We start from the raw sequence: 18,065 nt of genomic DNA on the forward strand, positions 1-18,065 counted from the left end.
TCTAAAAAATTAAAGGTATAATTACATGAACCATAAGTAAACCTCCAAGAAAAAAACCAATTACAGCTATTAATGAAGGTAATTGCAAATTACTTAATCCTGATATAGCATGGCCAGACGTACAACCTCCAGCATATGGGGTACCAAAACCTATTAAAAAACCACCACCTAATAAAATTAAAAAGCCTTTGAGGGAAAAAACAGAACTTAAACTAAAAATAGTTTCTGGTTGTAGATTACCATTGGGATTATCTATTCCGATTTCTTGTAACAAAGCAATTGTTTTGGGGTTTAATTGTAGAATATTTTCACTCGATAAAAAATGTATAGCAAGATAACCTCCTACTATAGAGCCAAGTACTACAGCTAAATTCCATTTTTGTTCTCGCCAATCAAAATTAAAATAATCAGAAAATTTTTTACCACCAAACATAGAACACATTGTCCTTAAATTGGAAGACATTCCGAAGGTTTTTCCAAAATAAGTAAGCACCAACATAATCAAGCCAATCAAAAAACCAGATATAGCCCAATGCCAAGTTCCTGTAAATAATTCCATCACAAATATTTTTGCAAATTTAAAAATTGTGGTTCGATATTTGCTTAATTTTATGCTAAAAAGCTATCTTTAAAGTCAAATTTTACAAAATGAAAAAACTTTTTTTCTTGATACTTGTTATTTGTAGTACGCTTGTATCTTGCATCAGTACAAAATCTACGTTAAAAAATGTAGACAATACAGCTCCAAAACCTGTTATTAAAAATAATGCTTTTGTCATTACAGAAAACACACCCGAAGCAAAATATGGGTATCATCAAGACTATCCAATTAATCTTGGTTTTGAAAATGAAAAATTATCCGAAAAAAATATATCCTTGTTTTTCAATGCTCTTTTAGGGAAAGAAAATCAAAATTTTACTTACAAAAAACTAGAAGATTGTTGTCCTTTTCCTAGCAAAAGAAATGTAATGGGAGCTGGTATGTTAAGTGTATATGAAATAACTTTTCAAGATACGAGTACAGCAAAATTATATATTAATTTGTTTGAGCGAGGTAAAGTATATTGCCCTAAAGGATTTAGTATAAAATAAATGTTATATTCAACAACTTATTTAACCTTTTGAGAGTATTTTTAGAAGGTTTTTTCTTAGTATATTTGCAAAAAAAATTCGCATGGATATTAACAATATACCTCAAATAAAACATACTCATTCCAATAACTTTTTTCTACTTGCTGGCCCTTGCGCTATAGAAGGCGAAGAAATGGCTTTACAAATTGCCGAAAAACTTGTTAAAATTACAGATGCTTTACAAATACCGTATGTATTTAAAGGTTCTTTTAAAAAAGCAAATCGTTCTAGAATAGACAGTTTTAGTGGAATTGGCGATGAAAAAGCATTAAAAATACTTAGAAAAGTATCTGAAACTTTTCATATTCCAACAGTTACCGATATTCACACCAACGAAGATGCCGAAAAAGCTGCTCAATATGTAGACATTCTTCAAATTCCTGCTTTTTTAGTAAGACAAACCGATTTGGTAGTTGCTGCTGCCAATACAGGAAAGGTTGTAAACTTAAAAAAAGGACAATTTATGAGTCCAGAAAGCATGAAACACGCCGTTCAAAAAGTATTAGATTGTAATAATACCAATGTAATGGCTACCGATAGAGGAACAATGTTTGGTTATCAAGATATGGTAGTAGATTTTAGAGGAATTCCTACCATGCAACAATTTGCTACAACAGTACTAGACGTAACACACTCATTACAACAACCTAATCAAACTATTGGGGTTACAGGAGGCAGACCCGATATGATAGAAACTATAGCCAAAGCAGGAATAGCCGTTGGTGTAGATGGAATATTTATCGAAACCCATTTCGACCCTGCCAACGCAAAAAGTGATGGTGCTAATATGCTTCATTTGGATTATTTTGAAGACCTAATGAAAAAATTAGTAGCTATTAGAAAAACCATTACTCAATTTTAAAAGTTAAAATAATCAATAGCTCTCTTAAAACGATTATTTTATAACACATGATTATCAAAAAAATGAAAAAAATTACTTTTTTAGCTCTAGCTTTATGCTACAATTTACTTACCGTTGCACAAACTAATACAACTACAACACCTGAAAAATATACATCGCATAATAAAGGCAAATTTTATATTTTTTGGGGAGGAAACCGCGAGTCTTACTCAAAATCAGATATAAGATTTAGAGGCGATAACTACGATTTTACATTATATAATGTCATTGCTGATGATAAACCAAAAGGTTGGCATGTTGATTATGTAAACCCAAAAAGAATGACCATTCCACAAACCAATTTTAGAATGGGGTATTTTTTAAATGATCATTACAACATTTCTATTGGGCTAGACCACATGAAATATGTTATGCGTCAATTTGAAACCGTAAATTACTCAGGTACTTACCCTAACCAAGGTAGTTATGGAGAAACAATATCAGCTAATGAAGTATTACTTACAGAAGAATTTTTAACATTTGAGCATACAGACGGCTTAAACTATATCAATTCAGAATTCAGTAGAGTAGATGATATTTCTAAAATTTTTGGTATACAAAACACCGATAAATTTCAGATAAATCTTACAGAAGGTTTAGGAGCAGGTATTTTATACCCAAAAACAAATGCTAAACTTATGGGTATGGAAAGACATGACGATTTTCATGTAGCAGGTTATGGAGTTTCTGGAAAAGTAGGTTTAAATTTTACATTTTTTAAATACTTTTTTGTACAAACCGAGTTAAAAGGAGGGTATATTAATATGCCAAATATACAAACTACATATAGAGAAAATATTGATAAAGCTAGTCAAGACTTTCATTTTTTACAAACTGTAGTAGCATTTGGAGGAATTTTTAGATTATAATTCGTTTATTTTTATTTTTTTTCTATTTTTGGTAAATTATCTATAACATAATCATAAATAAATTATGAAGAAATTTACCAAATTACTTTTATTATTTCTTTTTTCATTTACAGGCTTTGCTCAGCTTTCATTAGAAGGTTTTGAAAGTACTACAGGTCCAGATGCTTTACCAGCAACCAATTGGACTTTGGGTACGGGCAATTGGGCTGTATTTGATAACGGAGTTGGTTTGGCCAAAAGATGGACTGTCAATACGACAACCGGAACTATTTACAATGGCACACAAACTGCCTTTGTTGATAGAGAAAATATAGGCCAAAATAATACTTCGGAAGATTATCTAGCTACCCCACTCGTAACAGTACCTGCAAATGGTCAATTACGTTTTTGGACTAGATTAGGTTACAACGGAGATGCTGGAGCAAAGCTACAAATTAAAGTGGCACCCTCTACTGCTCCATCACAGACAAATGTTGCTTCCTACACGACTATTCAAGAATGGACAGAAACAAGTTTGGTAACTACCTACAATGTATACGAAGAAAAAGTTGTAGATTTTTCTGCTTACGCAGGCACGCAAGTTTATGTGGCATTTGTAATGAAATTTACACAACCTTCAACAACCCTTTCTGGCGATAGATGGTATGTTGATGATGTGAAAATAATTGCACAATGTTTAGCTCCTACGAACTTAACAGCAACAAATGTTACTAATAATTCTGCTAGTTTATCTTGGAATCCAAATGGTTCTAACTCTTGGGAAATTGAGGTTGTTCCTTCTACTAGCACGCCAACTGGTACTGGAACTGTTTATAATGGTACATTACCTTATATAGCTTCTGGTTTAACCTCAAATACAACTTATAATTATTATGTAAGAGCTTTATGTTCTCAAGGAAACAGTATTTGGGCAGGACCATTTTCTTTTAGTACTACTACACCTGGTGTAAGTTGTACAAACCCGATAAATATAACATCTTTACCGTACAGTACTACAAATAATACCTCAAATTTTTCTGATAACCCGTCTATTGAAGGTAGTCCAGGAAGTAGCTGTGGTTCTACTAGTTCATATCTTAATGGTAATGATGTAGTATACTCTTATACTGCTCCTGCTACAGGAATTATTAATGTACAAATGACTCCTACTGCTACATACTCTGGAATATTTGTTTATAATAGCTGTGCGAACATTGGTGTAAGTTGTTTGGCTGGTGTAGCTAATAGCAATACCAATATAAGAAACTTTGATTTGAATGTAACCGCAGGACAAACCTATTATTTTGTAATTTCAACTTGGGCAACTCCTCAAACAACTGGGTATACACTCAATATACAACAAGTAAATTGCGCGCCTCCAGCTGCACTTACTGCCTCAGGTATGACAATGACTACGGCCAATTTATCGTGGTCAAATCCTAGTGGGGCAACATCTTGGCAAGTAGCAGTACAAGCTGCTGGATCTTCTGTTCCTACAGGAGCAGGAGCTACTGCTAATACCAATACAAATTACCCTGCAAATGGCTTAACTGCAGGAACTGCTTATCAATATTGGGTAAGAGCCGACTGTGGCAATGGTACTTTTAGTGCATGGAGCGGTCCTTTCCTATTCAATACATTACTTTGCAATACAGGTTGTACTTATTCTTTTATAGTTAAAGACTCTTTTGGAGATGGTTGGAATGGAAACACTATAAGCATCAAACAAAACGGTGTAACTATAGCTACTTTAACAGGACCAACTACTGCAAATGGGCAAAATCCTGTTACAGTACCTGTTGTATTATGTCCAGGAACATTTGATGTTTTTTGGAATGCTGGTGGATCATTCCCAACTGAGGTAGGTATTACCGTTGTAGATCCGTTTGGAGAACAATTATACCAACACAACCCAGGTACAAGCTTACAAAATACGCTTTTGTATTCTGGAACCGTTACTTGTATACCTCCTACTTGTCCAAAACCAACAAATATTCAAATATCGGGTATTACTCAAAATTCTGCTACAGTAAGTTGGACAAATAATAGCTCTGCTACAAGTTGGGAAATTATTTTACAACCTACTACAGCCCCTGCTCCAACGGCTACTTCTACTGGAACTATTGTTACTCAAAACCCTTATACATTTAACAATTTACCATCGGGAACATCATATAGTGTATATATTAGAGCTATTTGTGGTACAAATGACTTATCTACTTGGTCTGGACCAGTAAACTTTACAACAACCATAGCAAACGATAACTGTGCTAATGCAATAAATGTACCTGTTAATAGTGGAATTACTTGTGCTCAAACAGTGGCAGGAACCGTAATTGGCGCTACTGCTTCTCCAGAAGGCAATACATGTACTGGAACAGATGATGACGATGTATGGTTTCAATTTACAGCAACAAGTACAACGCACATCATATCTCTTAATAATGTTACAGGAAGTACTATCGATTTATTTCATGTATTATATACTGGTACGTGTGGTAACTTAACGCAATTATATTGTAGTGATCCTAATCAAAGTACTGCAAATAATTTAGTTGTAGGACAAACTTATTTTATAAGAGTTTATACTTGGACAGCTACTGCCAATCAAACATCTGCATTTACAGTATGCATAGGAACACCTCCTCCTCCTATTTCAACATCTACTACTCAATACACCGTTAATCAATTGGTTACAGATGTGTTAGTAAACTCTCCGTGTGCAACTATTACCAATATTACTTCATCTACTGGAACAAATTTTGGCTCTACGAATGGTATTGGATATTTTAATAAAAATGGTTCAAACTTTCCTTTCAACGATGGTATTATTTTATGTTCTGGTAATGCAAACAATGCACCTGGACCAAATTCTACTATATTAAGTGACGGAGCAGGTTGGCCTGGAGATGCCCAACTAGAAGCTACTATACTAGCAGCTACAGGAAATGCTATGAACTCTAAAAATGCTTCTAAATTGGAGTTTGATTTTATTCCAATTGATGATAATTTAAGTTTTAATTTCATATTTGCTTCTGAAGAATATGGTACTTTTCAATGTGATTTTTCTGATGCATTTGCTTTTTACTTAACAGACTTAACAACAAATGTTACAACAAACTTAGCTCTAGTACCAAATACTACTTCTCCTATCTCTGTTGTAACAATAAGAAACCAATTATACAATACCACATGTGCTTCTGTAAATCCTCAATATTTTGACAAATATTATCAATTGCCTCAAGGATTAAATCCTCTAGGTGCTCCAATAAACTATAACGGACATACAGTACCAATGACTGCATCTTCTATAGTGGTTCCTGGACATCAATATCATATCAAATTGGTAGTTGCCGATAGATCTGATACTGCTTACGATTCAGCAGTATTTATCGAAGGAGATAGTTTTAATATTGGTCAAGTAAACTTAGGAAGTGATTTCTTGGTTTCTAATGGAAATGCCATTTGCCCTGATGCAACCACAACAATTAATAGTGGTCTAGATCCTGCTGCATACACATTTACGTGGATGTTAGGCACAAATGTAATTCCAAATGCAACAGGACCTACTTTAACGGTAAATCAACCTGGTGTATATACTATAAATGCTACTTACAATAATACTACATGTACGGCATCAGATACCATTACAGTAGAGTATTTTGCTCCTATTGTTTTAGGAACACCAAATAATTTGGTAGCTTGTAGTAATACAGGGTTTAGTTCATTCAATTTAACATCAAACAACGCATCGGTATTAGGTACTTTAAGCGCAACAACGTATACTGTTTCTTATTTTGCTTCATTAGCAGATGCCCAAGCAAACACAAATGCTTTACCAGCTACTTATACAAATACAGTTCAATACCAACAAACTATTTGGGCTAGAGTAGCTAACTCTGCTGGATGTTTTGCTATTAGTCAATTTAACTTGATTGTTACCGATTTAATTACTCCAACCTTTACAATACCTGCACCAATATGCCCAGGTAGTACAGCACCTGTTTTACCAACAACTTCTTTAAATGGAATTACAGGTCAATGGAATCCTTCTACAGTAAGTAATACTGCTTCTGGTCAATACACTTTTACTCCAAATGCTGGACAATGTGCAGAACCTGTAGTTATGAATATTACTGTATACAGTGATTGTAACTTTGGTAGTCATGCAAGTGCAGTATGGCTTACAAATTGTGCTACTTCAAATTTTTATAACACTATAGGATCTGGAACAGATATTATTGGACCTGCTTCAAACATATTTACAAATGCTGATTTAGGTACTTACGTTCAAAATTCAGGTGCATTAAAATTGAGAGGTGCAGAAGTAAAAACCTTTAAATCTACAACCGCAAATGTTTGTGCAGCCAATTTATATTATAGAATATACTTACAAAGTTCTACACCAGGTAGTTTCTCTGTTATGAATTTACCATTCTTTGACAACTGTAATAGTGGAACATTCCCTTCTGGTGGACCTTGTAACACAGGCGATCAAAAATGGCAAAAAGTATTAAGTGATTCTCAATCACCTATAGACTTGACAGCTTTTGCTCCTGGAAATTATATGCTTGAAGTTTATTATGATGTAAATGGAGATTATAATTCTACTTCACAATGTGATGATACTATAATTATTAATAATGGTGGAGCTAACTTTATTGCATCATTTAAAATACAATTAAACCCAAGTTACACTTCTACAAATCCAAGTGCTTGTAATAGTACCGATGGTTCTATAAAAATAAGTGGCTTGGCATCATTAACAACTTATTCGGTTACATATACCAATGGCGCTACTACTGTAGGCCCATTAAATTTAGTAAGTAATGCTAATGGAGAAATTATTTTATCAAATTTAGGCGCAGGAAATTACAGCAACTTTATTGTATCTGCAAATAGTTGTACATATACAAATTCTAATACAATTACTTTAAGTATTCCTAATGCTCCTGTGGTAAGTGTAAACTCTCCTACAGTGTGTCAAGGACAACAAGCTACCTTAACAGCAACTCCTGCAACTACAGGAAACTACTTATACACTTGGACTGTACCTACTGGTGTTACATCTCCAGGCAATGTAAATTCGTTTACCACAACAGTAGCAGGAACTTATACTGTTGCTATTACAAATATTGATACACAATGTACAAGTATAGCCGCTATTGCAACTGTTACTGTACATAGTTTACCAACTGTAACAGTAGCAAATCAAACTATATGTCAAGGAGATAATGCTACATTAACTGCAGTAACAGGAAGTAGCACTTACAACTACTCTTGGGCAGTTCCTACTGGAGCTACAAATCCTGGAAATGTGGCTTCATTTACTACAAACGTTGCAGGAAATTATAGTGTAATTGTTACAGATACAGCAACAAGTTGCACAAATACAGCCAACGCTACAGTTACGATAAATAGTTTACCTATTGTAACAATAAACAACCTAACAATATGTGAGGGATCATCGGGTATTATATTAGCAAATGTAACATCTTCTGGAACATACTCATACAACTGGACAGTTCCTGCTGGAGTTACAAATCCTGGTGATGTACCTTCTTTATCTACAAGTGTTGCAGGAAACTATCAAGTAGTAGTAACCAATACTGTTACAAATTGTACGACTACAGTGTCTAGTACTGTTACTATTTTAACGCTTCCAGTTGTTACTGTAAACAATCCAAGTATCTGTGCAGGAACACCTGCTACAGTTACAGCTACAACAACCGTTACAGGTAACTATACCTATGCATGGACTGTTCCATCTGGGGCAACAAACCCTGGTAGTGTTGCAAGTTTTACTACAACAACACCTGGTACATATACCGTTGTTGTTACTACAGTAAACGGTTCGTGTTCTAGTAATCCTGCTTCTGGAGTAGTAATTCAAAATAATCCTCCAGTGGCGACTGTAAATAGCCCACAAGTATGTCAAGGTACAAACGCTACAGTTTCTGTTACGATTGGATCTGGAAATTATACGTATGCTTGGACAGTTCCTACTGGAGCTACAAGTCCTGGAAACGTAAATTCTTTTAGTACAAACGTGGCTGGTAGTTATAGTGTTACAATTACAGATAATGTAACTGGTTGTTCTACAACTTTAACAAGCAATGTTACTATAATTGCCAAACCAACAGTTACTGTAAATACTCCTACTGTATGTGCTGGTAGCAACTCTACGATTACGGCTACACCAAATGGTTCTAGTACTTATACTTACACATGGACAGTTCCAACGGGAGTAAATAATCCTGGTAATGTAGCTAGTTTTGCAACGAATGTTGCTGGTGTGTATAGTGTACAAATTACAGATACAGCTACTGGGTGTACAAGTAATGCTGTACAAAGTACATTAGTATTAAATGCTTTACCTGAGTTTGAATTACTAGGAGGTTGTGATGGTACACAATATGTATTATCTGTAGAGAATGCTAGTTTTAATACAAATGGAGCTACTTATACTTGGTTATCTTCTACAAATACCAATATTGGTCAAACAAGTTCTGTAGTAGTAAGCAATACGGGTATCTATACTTGTACTGTAACAGATGTTAATGGCTGTTCTCAAACTAAAAACATTACTGTATCTACTATAAATTGTGGTGTACAAAAAGGTATTTCACCAAATGGTGATGGTAAAAATGAGTTTTTTGACTTGAGAGGCATGGGAGTTTCTCAACTTCATATCTATAACAGATATGGCACCAAAGTTTATGCGAAATCTAACTATAGCAATGAATGGATTGGTCAATCTGATAAAGGAGATGAACTACCAGACGGTACTTATTATTATGTAATAGAATACAACAGTGGTGGCGCTGCCAAAACAGGTTGGATTTACATAAATAGAGAAATAAAATAAATTAAAAAGAAGGAAAAAGAGGTTCATATTGAACCTCTTTTTTTATTCTTGAAATTAATAGAATCTCTTTTATAATCTTGTACGGAATAATAAGCTAATGTCTTTAGGTATTTCTCTATTTTTAGCTACTAAAAATTCTTGGTCATTTTTAATTTGGAAACCTTTTATAAATTTCACAAAACATATTTCTTATGATTTAGGAATAAATATAATGATAACCTATTTGTATTCTATATTAAATTAAGTAAATATTCTGTATTTCCTCGAATTATATACAACACAAAAAATTAATAATATTGGATTGCTTTAGTATAATTCTTCAGTTTTGGATTTATTATTTAAAATAAGTATCAAATAAGTACATTAATGACGCCATGGTAGCAGTACCTAATTCTAACTCTCTTTTGTTTACAGAATCAAATGTATCGTTGGCAGCATGGTGGTAGTCAAAATAGCGTTGTGAATCTGGGTGTAACCCTACTTTAACTATTTTTTCAGATTGTATTGGGCCTATATCGGTACCCGAATGACCTCTCTCAAAAATATGAATGAGATAAGGTTCAAATAGATTTTTCCAACCAGCGATTTTAGCATAACTCTCATCATCAGATTCGATAGAAAATCCTCTAGGCGAAAATCCGCCCGAATCACTTTCCATAGCAAAAATATGATTCTCTTTGCTTGCAGATGCTAGCTCACCATATCTTAATCCTCCTTTTACACCGTTTTCTTCATTCATAAACAATACTACTCTTATTGTATTTTTAGGTTTATAATGCAACTTTTTAAAAATTTCTAAAACAGACATACTTTGTACACATCCAGCACCATCATCTTGAGAGCCATCGCCCAAATCCCAAGAATCTAAGTGTCCGCCAACTACCATAATACGTTCGGGGTGTTCTGTACCTTTAATTTCTCCAATAACATTGTACGATTTAACATCGGGAAAGGTTTCGCATGATTGGTTAAAATAAAATTGCAAATTAGGATTATCCTTTAGCATTTTACTAAGTAATTCTGCTCCATTTGTACTGATAGCAGCAGCAGGAATTCGTTGTTCTAGTGGAGTATCTTTATAATTAGTCATGCCTGTATGTGGTAAATCGTCTAACCTAAGATTCATAGATCTCACAATTACTCCTAGAGCACCCAAAAGTCCTGCTTCGCGTGCACCCGAAGAGCGTTGATCTACACAACTACCATAGGCATGAAAAGTTTCTATATATTCAGGATTCATAGGTCTGTTAAAAAAAACTATCTTACCTCTTACTTTTTCTTCACCCAATACTTTTAGCTCTTCTAAACTTTTTACTTCAATAATAGAGGCTTTTAATCCATTTTTTGGCGTAGCTACAGATAATCCTAAAGCACAAATAGGAAAACTAGTTTTTGTTTTTCCTACCTCTGCATAAGCTACCTCTTGAGCACCTCTAACCCACTTTGGCACCATAACTTCTTGCAAATACACTCTATCTAAGCCTAATTTTTCAAGTTGAGTTTTGGTATAAAGTACTGCTTTTTCTGCACCATCAGAACCCGATAATCGATGGCCTATTTTGTTGGACAAGTCATCGAGCCAATAATAGCAATTAACATCTGTAAGCGCTGTTTTATAAATTTGTTTTAGCATGTGCTCATCTGTGGTTTGAGACCACGAAACTGCTGTAACAAATAGTAAAGTATAGATAAGATTTTTCATTGTAACTATTTTTATCAAAAATAAATGAAATTTTATTTGGTTTTAAAATTATTTTTAATTTAACTTTGCATATCAAAGTACTTTTATATGAAAAATCAAAATTACTTAAATGACTTAAAAGACATTAAAGAGCTCATGTCGCGCTCTACTCAATTTGTATCGCTAAGCGGGTTATCTGGTATTTTAGCAGGACTATATGCTCTAATTGGCGCTGCCGTTGCAAAAACAATGATAGATGCAGAAAGACAAGAATACATAACTCTAGAAAGCACTACTTTTAGAAATTTAATTATTTTAGCCTTTCTTGTATTGGTATGTTCTGTGGGTACGGCTTACTTTCTTACTGTAAAAAAAGCAAAAAAAGCCAATGAACATATTTGGAATGCTACTTCAAAAAGATTAATAATAAACTTTTGCATTCCACTGGTTACAGGCGGGATATTTAGCATACTCTTATTAAAAAATGGTTATTTCGGACTCATTGCTCCTATTACGCTCATTTTTTACGGAATGTCGTGCCTAAATGCGAGCAAGTATACCTTGCGCGATGTAAGGTACTTAGGCATCACACAAATTATTCTCGGGCTTATTGCAGTAGAATATTCTGGGTATGGACTTTACTTTTGGGTAATAGGATTTGGTATTTGCCATATTGTTTACGGAAGTGTAATGTATTATAAATACGATAGATAATGTATATATTTTAAAAAAAATAAATAGCAAACCATGAAATCCATCATACAAAATATAAATAAAACTTTTGACCACCGTATAAGGTTGGGCATTATGTCTATATTGATGGTAAACGAAGAAGCCGATTTTAATACGCTAAAAGAGTTACTTGGGGTTACCGACGGAAACTTAGCAAGTCACATTAAAGCACTCGAAAATGAGAGCTATATAAGAATTGAAAAACAATTTATTGGTAAAAAACCCAATACAAAATATGCCGCTACTCTAGAGGGTAAAAACGCATTTCGCCAACATTTGGAAGCATTAGAAAAACTCATACATAAAACATAAAATTTTTTATTTTTTAACTTTGAAAAACAAAGTACTTTAAACATGATAGCAACACTTATTAAAAAACAAGAAAACACTCTTGAATGGAGAGAAATTATAATAGAATACATATATAAGTCTATTAAAAATCCATATCAAAAACAATTTAAAAAAAACAAGCCCTGGAATATTACAATTCCTATACTGCTAGACTACCCTAGCCTAAGTTTAGGGCATCAATTGGGGCTTTTTTTACAAGAAAATGGTTTAGAAATACAACCTCAGCTTGAAGACCATGATGTTTTTCATGTGCTAACCCGTAGCGGATTGACGGTAAAAAACGAAATTGAGTTACAATTCTACCTACTGGGTAACGGAAAAAGAAGTCTCTTTCTTTTTATTGTAATTGCTACAGGCTTATTTTTTTATCCCTTGTCGTACAAATGTTTTAAAGAGCAATACCAAAAAGGTAAAAAAGCGCATACGTTTTACAACCTAGATTTTGAAAAATTACTCAGCATTCCGTTACTACAATTGCAATTTACTTTTAATATAAACTAATATGAAATATTTATGGCTAATGAGTATGTTGTACCGAAAAGAACGTACTACTCTTTTTTTGTTATTAAGTTATTCTATCTTGCTATTGCTATGTAGAGCGACACTTACACAAAGTATTTACTTGTTTTTTCTTGTGTGGAACACTTTTTTAGGAATAATACCTTTACTAATAAGCTCTTACATTCATTTTACAGGAGAACTCTTATCTAAAACAAAGCTAATCATACTTTTGCTGATATGGCTAGTATTTTTACCCAACTCATTTTATATTATAACAGATGTTGTGCATTTGCCAAAATCTAGTAAACACCTATTTTGGTTAGATGCTACTATTATACTAAGCTGTGCTATTACAGGATTCTACGCCGGTTTTATTTCTATCAACCAAATAAGCCAAGTAGTGCAGCTTAAATATGCTATCAAAATACAACAATGGCATTTGGTATTACTAGCTATTCTTAGCGGTTTTGGCATCTATATTGGAAGAATATTACGATTTAATAGTTGGGATATTATTCTGCAACCCACTTACCTTATAGAAACACTATTCCAACAAATTATAGATTTAAAACCTGTTTTATTTTCTTTTCATTTTGGCCTATTTATATACCTAACGCTGTACTGTTTTAAAAAAATTACCACACATGAACACACTTTTTAATTTCAAAACATTGCCTTTATCAACAAAAATAGCCTTATTATCATTTGTAATGGGTACATTACTATTGATATCCTACTTGCTTTTTAAAACATCCTTTTTAATAAATCTAGGTTTTTGGTATGTAATTATTGCTATTATAATCAATAGCATCATGTTTATGTACCTTATTTTCAAGCTTTTATTTTCAAAAAACAATAAAGAAGATATTGTTATAGAAATGTTTTTACTCTTATCAAACATTCCTGTAACAGTACTTTATTTCACTATAGTAGCATCAATACATTAATTTAATATTACATCATTATGGAAAATCAAGAAAAACAAACCTCATTTTTTCAAAACACATCAGTAAAAATGTTTCTCATTGGCTTTATCGCCTTAGTGCTGCTAATACCTTTGGTATTTGTACAAAATTTAATAGACGAAAGAAGTCAAAGACAAAAAGAAGTCGTAAGCGAAACTACAGATAAGTGGGGAAATGCTATTGAGTTATACGGACCAATAATTCGTATTCCTTACAAAGACAATTTAAGCAACACGCTAAATTATGCTTATTTCTTTCCGAATCAATTAAAAAATAGCATTACTACACAAATGGAAAAACCTTTGGAACGAAGTATTTATAAATCGAATGTGTTTAGTGCTGTATTTCAAATAAAAGGGAATTTTTCGGCACCCAATTTTGCCAAAAACAGTATTCCAACATCTGATATTTATTGGAATAAAGCCAAAATAATTATACAAACCAACAATTTAAAAAGTCTTAAAGATTCTGTTTCAATGAAATGGGGAAGTTACCAACTTAACTTTGAGCCATCTACCAACAATACTGTAGAATATTTAGAATCTGATTATATCGATTTATCGAAAGCGGTTTTTCCTATATCTTTTTCTTCTACAATAAAAATTAATGGAAGCGAGTCTATCTCTATTATTCCTATTGGTAAAACCACCAATATTGTTATGAAATCCAATTGGAATTCGCCAAGTTTTAACGGATTTATAGCTCCTACAAGTAGAAATGTATCGGCAAAAGGGTTTGAAGCTACATGGAAAATATTACATTTTAACAGACCATTTACCCAAGAGCAATTTAAAACCCTACCCGATTTAAAAAAATACAGTGTACAAACCCAATTTATTACTCCAGTAGATCAATACCAACAAAACGAACGAGCTGCTAAATATGGTTTCTTGGTAATCGGACTTACTTTTTTGGTGTTTTTTTTAATACAAACTTTAAGTAAAATCAACATGCATGTTTTTCAATATTTTATGATAGGTATTGCACTTGTAATGTTTTACACGTTGCTTATAGCTATTACCGAGCATAGTAGTTTTAGTACAGCTTATATAATAGCAGGAGTAGCTGTGGTTGTTGTAATTTCGTTATACTCACGATCTATATTACAGCAAAAAAAGTTTGCTTTATTTATAGCGACCTCTCTTACAGCTTTGTACGCTTTTATTTATGTAATTATTCAACTAGAAGATTATGCTCTACTAGTAGGCAGTATTGGTTTGTTTGCTATTTTAAGTGCTGTAATGTATTTTTCTAGAAAAATAGAATGGAATAAATAAAAGTTTAATCACAGTAAAAAACTCCGAAAGAAAATTACATTTCAATCGGAGTTTTTTTATTTAATATCGTTACTGCGATATATTACTAAGCGTAATTCTCGCATTAATGGCTAGTTGCTGTTTCAATAACATCAACATCTATATTTTGTTTTTTTAGTATGCGCTTAACCAAAACAGCAAATAAAGTTAAATATGCAAAACAAACTACCGCAATTATATACGATTGATGAATACCAATAATATCAGATAATTTACCCTGAATTGGCGGAATAATTCCACCACCTAAAATCATCATAATTAAAAACGCAGAACCTTGCGAAGTATATTTTCCTAATCCAATAATAGACAAACTAAAAATAGAAGGCCACATAATACTACACGCCAAACCACCAGCCAAAAAGGCATATATGGCTATAGTACCTGTTGTGAATAATCCTACCAGCATGGCTACAATTCCAAAACTTCCAAAAATCATTAAAGTTCTTGCAGGTTTGTCTTTACTTAAAAAGAATGCTGCAATTTGAACAAGCACACAAACTACATAATAATATAGAGGCTTCATATCTTTGCCCGATAAAATATTTACCGCCAAAATAACACCAAAAGCAAGCAACGGAACTACAATTAAAGCAGCCGTTTTTTTGATTCCTGTAAGATTAAATACACTTATTGAGCCAGCCCAACGCCCTATCATTAAACTTCCCCAATACATCGAAATATACGGGGCTATTTCTGAAGATACCAAGCCTCCAAAATCTTTCATCTTGAGTAATTCGCCTAAATTACTACCAATAGCTACTTCAACACCCACATAGGTAAATATTGCCAACATACCCAATATTAATTGCGGATATTGCATTGCTCCCCAACCTTCAGCGTTTTTTTGGGCAGATGAATACGAAAACAACAAAACAATTATCACCACAAGCAATGCTCCAGATAGCCAATACATTCTATATTTTTCTAAAGGCATTTTTAATGTGGTTATTTTATCTGTTTGAGGTTTTATTGTAAGTTTTAGCGTTGCTATTTTTTCTTCTAAAGTACTTTTTTTAGCTAATCTTTCGGGTTCTGTTAGCTTTTCGTTGTGTTTTACTTCTATTAATGTATCGACTAACTTATTCATTTTTGTGGTAGTAGGCTCTATGTTTTTTTCTATAGAGGCAATTTCTTTGGCCTCATCAGAACTATAACTAGCAAATACAGGGCTAAACATTATTGCCAAAATACCTGTCATTACAACCAATGTTCGTAAAGCCTTATTTGCCTTTTCCATAGGCTCGTTGGCAATACCGCTCGGTACTTTTTTAGAAAAATAAAATAATGCTGCGGCAGCCAAAAACAACAATCCAACACCTATGTACAACAACACTACTTTATTGAGTGCTAAATGTTTAATTTGTTCATCTGAAATTGTTTTGGCTGTACCAAACAACGCTAAAGCCACTACAATAGGGCCAATTGTAGTACCAAATGAGTTGATACCTCCACCTAAATTTACCCTACTCGCTCCTGTTTTTGGATTACCTAATAATATAGCAAACGGATTGGCAGCTGTTTGTTGCAACGAAAATCCTAATGCTACAATAAATAAACCAACGAGCATTCCGAGATATAAATTAGATTCTACAGCAATAATCATAGCGCCTGCACCAAGTGCCGAAAATAATAAACCGTATACAATACTTTTTTTGTACCCCCATTTTCCTACAATATCCTTTCCGTTCATATCGCCAAAGGCAAATAACACTAAAGCTCCAATATAGTATGCTGTATAAAAGGCAAAATCTACCAATTGAGACTGAAATTGATCTAAAGAAAAATAGTTTTTACAAAACGGAATAAAAACACTATTTCCTGCTGCAATAAATCCCCAAAAGAAGAAAACGGTAATTAGGGTATATAATGCTGGATAATTTGTTTTTTGTGATTCTAAACTCATAAAATTATAGTTTTGGTTGATTTTTAATGAATTATAAAAGATGCCATAATGGGCAAATGATCTGAAGGGTATTTAAAATTGTAAAAATCATCAATTGTATGGTACTTTTGTACTGTGATACTGCTGTTTTTATCAAAAAAAATGTGGTCTATTTGTTCTGTAGGTTGTTTTTGAAAATCAAAAGCATTCCATGTTCCAGAGTTGCCATAAGGTTTGGTTTTTGATTGTTCAAAGGCTACGTACAAATTGTCTTTTAAAGTTTGTAAACAAGTGTCGGCAAGTGTGGCATTAAAATCGCCCGAGAGAATAACGGGAACTTTTTTTTGTGTTTGCAATTGTTGTATTAAAGTACTGAGAAAATTTGCCGAATTATTTCTAGCCTCAATACCTTGATGATCAAAATGGGTATTTAAAAACCAAAGTTTTTGTTTTGTTTTTCTATTTTGAAATAATCCGTAGGTTACAATTCTATAGCACACAGCGTCCCAACCTTTCGACATTTGCATAGGCGTTTGCGAGAGCCAAAGCGTTTGATCTTCCAGCACCTTATATTCATTTGCATTGTACAAAATACACGAATATTCTGCCAAATCTCTATATTCTCTTGGTTTACCAATAGCTTTGTAATTTGGCATGTTTTGTAAAATATAATCTATTTGAAATTTTTGAGCTTCTTGGATACCTATCAAAGGGGCTTCGTAATACGATAGTAAGGCAACTAATTTTTCTTTTCTTTTATCCCAATTATTCTCACCATCGTTGGCAGAACCAAATCGTATATTGTACGACATGACAGACAAACTTGTTTGCGCCTGTATTATTGTGCAAAAGAATATTAATAAAATAGCATAAGTTTTTTTCAAACGCT

At 33.1% G+C, this 18,065-nt stretch carries 14 protein-coding genes; 10 read left to right on the forward strand and 4 right to left on the reverse strand.

Annotated elements, in window-relative coordinates; genetic code table 11:
* Position 1 precedes the first annotated feature (1 nt).
* Complete coding sequence (locus Q361_RS07305) at positions 2–559, reverse strand: YeeE/YedE family protein (RefSeq protein ID WP_103726071.1); 558 nt, start codon at positions 557–559, stop codon at positions 2–4.
* An 89-nt stretch (positions 560–648) separates the two neighbouring features.
* On the opposite strand from Q361_RS07305, the gene Q361_RS07310 reads away from it, so the two are divergent.
* The 4 genes from Q361_RS07310 (at position 649) to Q361_RS07325 (ending at position 9,748) form a co-directional block, all read left to right on the forward strand.
* Positions 649–1,092 (forward strand): 2-dehydro-3-deoxyphosphooctonate aldolase, encoded by a 444-nt coding sequence (locus Q361_RS07310; protein ID WP_103726072.1) that lies wholly within the window; start codon positions 649–651, stop codon positions 1,090–1,092.
* 82 nt (positions 1,093–1,174) lie between these two features.
* Positions 1,175–1,993, forward strand: coding sequence for a 3-deoxy-8-phosphooctulonate synthase (gene kdsA, locus Q361_RS07315; RefSeq protein ID WP_103726073.1), 819 nt, complete (start codon positions 1,175–1,177; stop codon positions 1,991–1,993).
* Positions 1,994–2,055: 62 nt separating this feature from the next.
* Positions 2,056–2,901 (forward strand): hypothetical protein, encoded by an 846-nt coding sequence (locus Q361_RS07320; protein WP_103726074.1) that lies wholly within the window; start codon positions 2,056–2,058, stop codon positions 2,899–2,901.
* Between the two features lie 64 nt (positions 2,902–2,965).
* On the forward strand, positions 2,966–9,748 hold the full coding sequence (locus tag Q361_RS07325) for a choice-of-anchor L domain-containing protein (protein ID WP_103726075.1): 6,783 nt from the start codon (positions 2,966–2,968) through the stop codon (positions 9,746–9,748).
* Positions 9,749–10,082: 334 nt separating this feature from the next.
* Here the strand turns inward: Q361_RS07325 and Q361_RS07330 are convergent, their stop codons facing one another.
* Positions 10,083–11,450 carry a M28 family peptidase gene (locus Q361_RS07330; RefSeq protein WP_103726076.1) on the reverse strand — a complete coding sequence of 456 codons (1,368 nt, stop codon included), beginning with the start codon at positions 11,448–11,450 and terminating at the stop codon, positions 10,083–10,085.
* A gap of 87 nt (positions 11,451–11,537) precedes the next feature.
* Here Q361_RS07330 and Q361_RS07335 point away from each other — a divergent pair, with 87 nt between their 5' ends.
* From Q361_RS07335 to creD, 6 genes are read left to right on the forward strand one after another with little or no spacing between them, the layout of a single operon-like run.
* Positions 11,538–12,143 (forward strand): hypothetical protein, encoded by a 606-nt coding sequence (locus tag Q361_RS07335; RefSeq protein ID WP_103726077.1) that lies wholly within the window; start codon positions 11,538–11,540, stop codon positions 12,141–12,143.
* Positions 12,144–12,176: 33 nt separating this feature from the next.
* Positions 12,177–12,473 (forward strand): winged helix-turn-helix domain-containing protein, encoded by a 297-nt coding sequence (locus Q361_RS07340; protein WP_103726078.1) that lies wholly within the window; start codon positions 12,177–12,179, stop codon positions 12,471–12,473.
* 42 nt (positions 12,474–12,515) lie between these two features.
* A complete protein-coding gene (locus Q361_RS07345; RefSeq protein ID WP_103726079.1) occupies positions 12,516–13,013 on the forward strand; it encodes a hypothetical protein in 498 nt (165 codons plus the stop codon).
* 1 nt (position 13,014) lies between these two features.
* On the forward strand, positions 13,015–13,674 hold the full coding sequence (locus Q361_RS07350) for a DUF1361 domain-containing protein (protein ID WP_103726080.1): 660 nt from the start codon (positions 13,015–13,017) through the stop codon (positions 13,672–13,674).
* A complete protein-coding gene (locus Q361_RS07355) occupies positions 13,658–13,960 on the forward strand; it encodes a hypothetical protein (RefSeq protein WP_103726081.1) in 303 nt (100 codons plus the stop codon). The genes Q361_RS07350 and Q361_RS07355 overlap by 17 nt, the downstream gene beginning before the upstream one ends.
* A 17-nt stretch (positions 13,961–13,977) precedes the next feature.
* Complete coding sequence (gene creD, locus Q361_RS07360; RefSeq protein WP_103726082.1) at positions 13,978–15,255, forward strand: cell envelope integrity protein CreD; 1,278 nt, start codon at positions 13,978–13,980, stop codon at positions 15,253–15,255.
* A gap of 103 nt (positions 15,256–15,358) precedes the next feature.
* Here creD and Q361_RS07365 read toward each other — a convergent pair whose 3' ends face one another.
* Both Q361_RS07365 and Q361_RS07370 read right to left on the reverse strand, forming a co-directional pair.
* The gene (locus Q361_RS07365; RefSeq protein WP_103726083.1) at positions 15,359–17,197 is read right to left on the reverse strand and encodes an MFS transporter; all 1,839 of its coding nucleotides are present in this window, start codon (positions 17,195–17,197) and stop codon (positions 15,359–15,361) included.
* A 23-nt stretch (positions 17,198–17,220) separates the two neighbouring features.
* A complete protein-coding gene (locus Q361_RS07370; RefSeq protein WP_146046990.1) occupies positions 17,221–18,060 on the reverse strand; it encodes an endonuclease/exonuclease/phosphatase family protein in 840 nt (279 codons plus the stop codon).
* Positions 18,061–18,065 lie beyond the last annotated feature (5 nt).

This window comes from Flavobacterium croceum DSM 17960 (assembly GCF_002917885.1).
Taxonomy (GTDB): Bacteria; Bacteroidota; Bacteroidia; order Flavobacteriales; family Flavobacteriaceae; genus Flavobacterium; species Flavobacterium croceum.

What these genes read in the sequence shown, in the direction of transcription:
- Q361_RS07305 (WP_103726071.1), bottom strand. Translation starts at nt 559, where the DNA reads ATGGAATTATTTACAGGAACTTGGCATTGGGCTATATCTGGTTTTTTG.
- Q361_RS07310 (WP_103726072.1), top strand. Translation starts at nt 649, where the DNA reads ATGAAAAAACTTTTTTTCTTGATACTTGTTATTTGTAGTACGCTTGTA.
- kdsA (WP_103726073.1), top strand. Translation starts at nt 1,175, where the DNA reads ATGGATATTAACAATATACCTCAAATAAAACATACTCATTCCAATAAC.
- Q361_RS07320 (WP_103726074.1), top strand. Translation starts at nt 2,056, where the DNA reads ATGAAAAAAATTACTTTTTTAGCTCTAGCTTTATGCTACAATTTACTT.
- Q361_RS07325 (WP_103726075.1), top strand. Translation starts at nt 2,966, where the DNA reads ATGAAGAAATTTACCAAATTACTTTTATTATTTCTTTTTTCATTTACA.
- Q361_RS07330 (WP_103726076.1), bottom strand. Translation starts at nt 11,450, where the DNA reads ATGAAAAATCTTATCTATACTTTACTATTTGTTACAGCAGTTTCGTGG.
- Q361_RS07335 (WP_103726077.1), top strand. Translation starts at nt 11,538, where the DNA reads ATGAAAAATCAAAATTACTTAAATGACTTAAAAGACATTAAAGAGCTC.
- Q361_RS07340 (WP_103726078.1), top strand. Translation starts at nt 12,177, where the DNA reads ATGAAATCCATCATACAAAATATAAATAAAACTTTTGACCACCGTATA.
- Q361_RS07345 (WP_103726079.1), top strand. Translation starts at nt 12,516, where the DNA reads ATGATAGCAACACTTATTAAAAAACAAGAAAACACTCTTGAATGGAGA.
- Q361_RS07350 (WP_103726080.1), top strand. Translation starts at nt 13,015, where the DNA reads ATGAAATATTTATGGCTAATGAGTATGTTGTACCGAAAAGAACGTACT.
- Q361_RS07355 (WP_103726081.1), top strand. Translation starts at nt 13,658, where the DNA reads ATGAACACACTTTTTAATTTCAAAACATTGCCTTTATCAACAAAAATA.
- creD (WP_103726082.1), top strand. Translation starts at nt 13,978, where the DNA reads ATGGAAAATCAAGAAAAACAAACCTCATTTTTTCAAAACACATCAGTA.
- Q361_RS07365 (WP_103726083.1), bottom strand. Translation starts at nt 17,197, where the DNA reads ATGAGTTTAGAATCACAAAAAACAAATTATCCAGCATTATATACCCTA.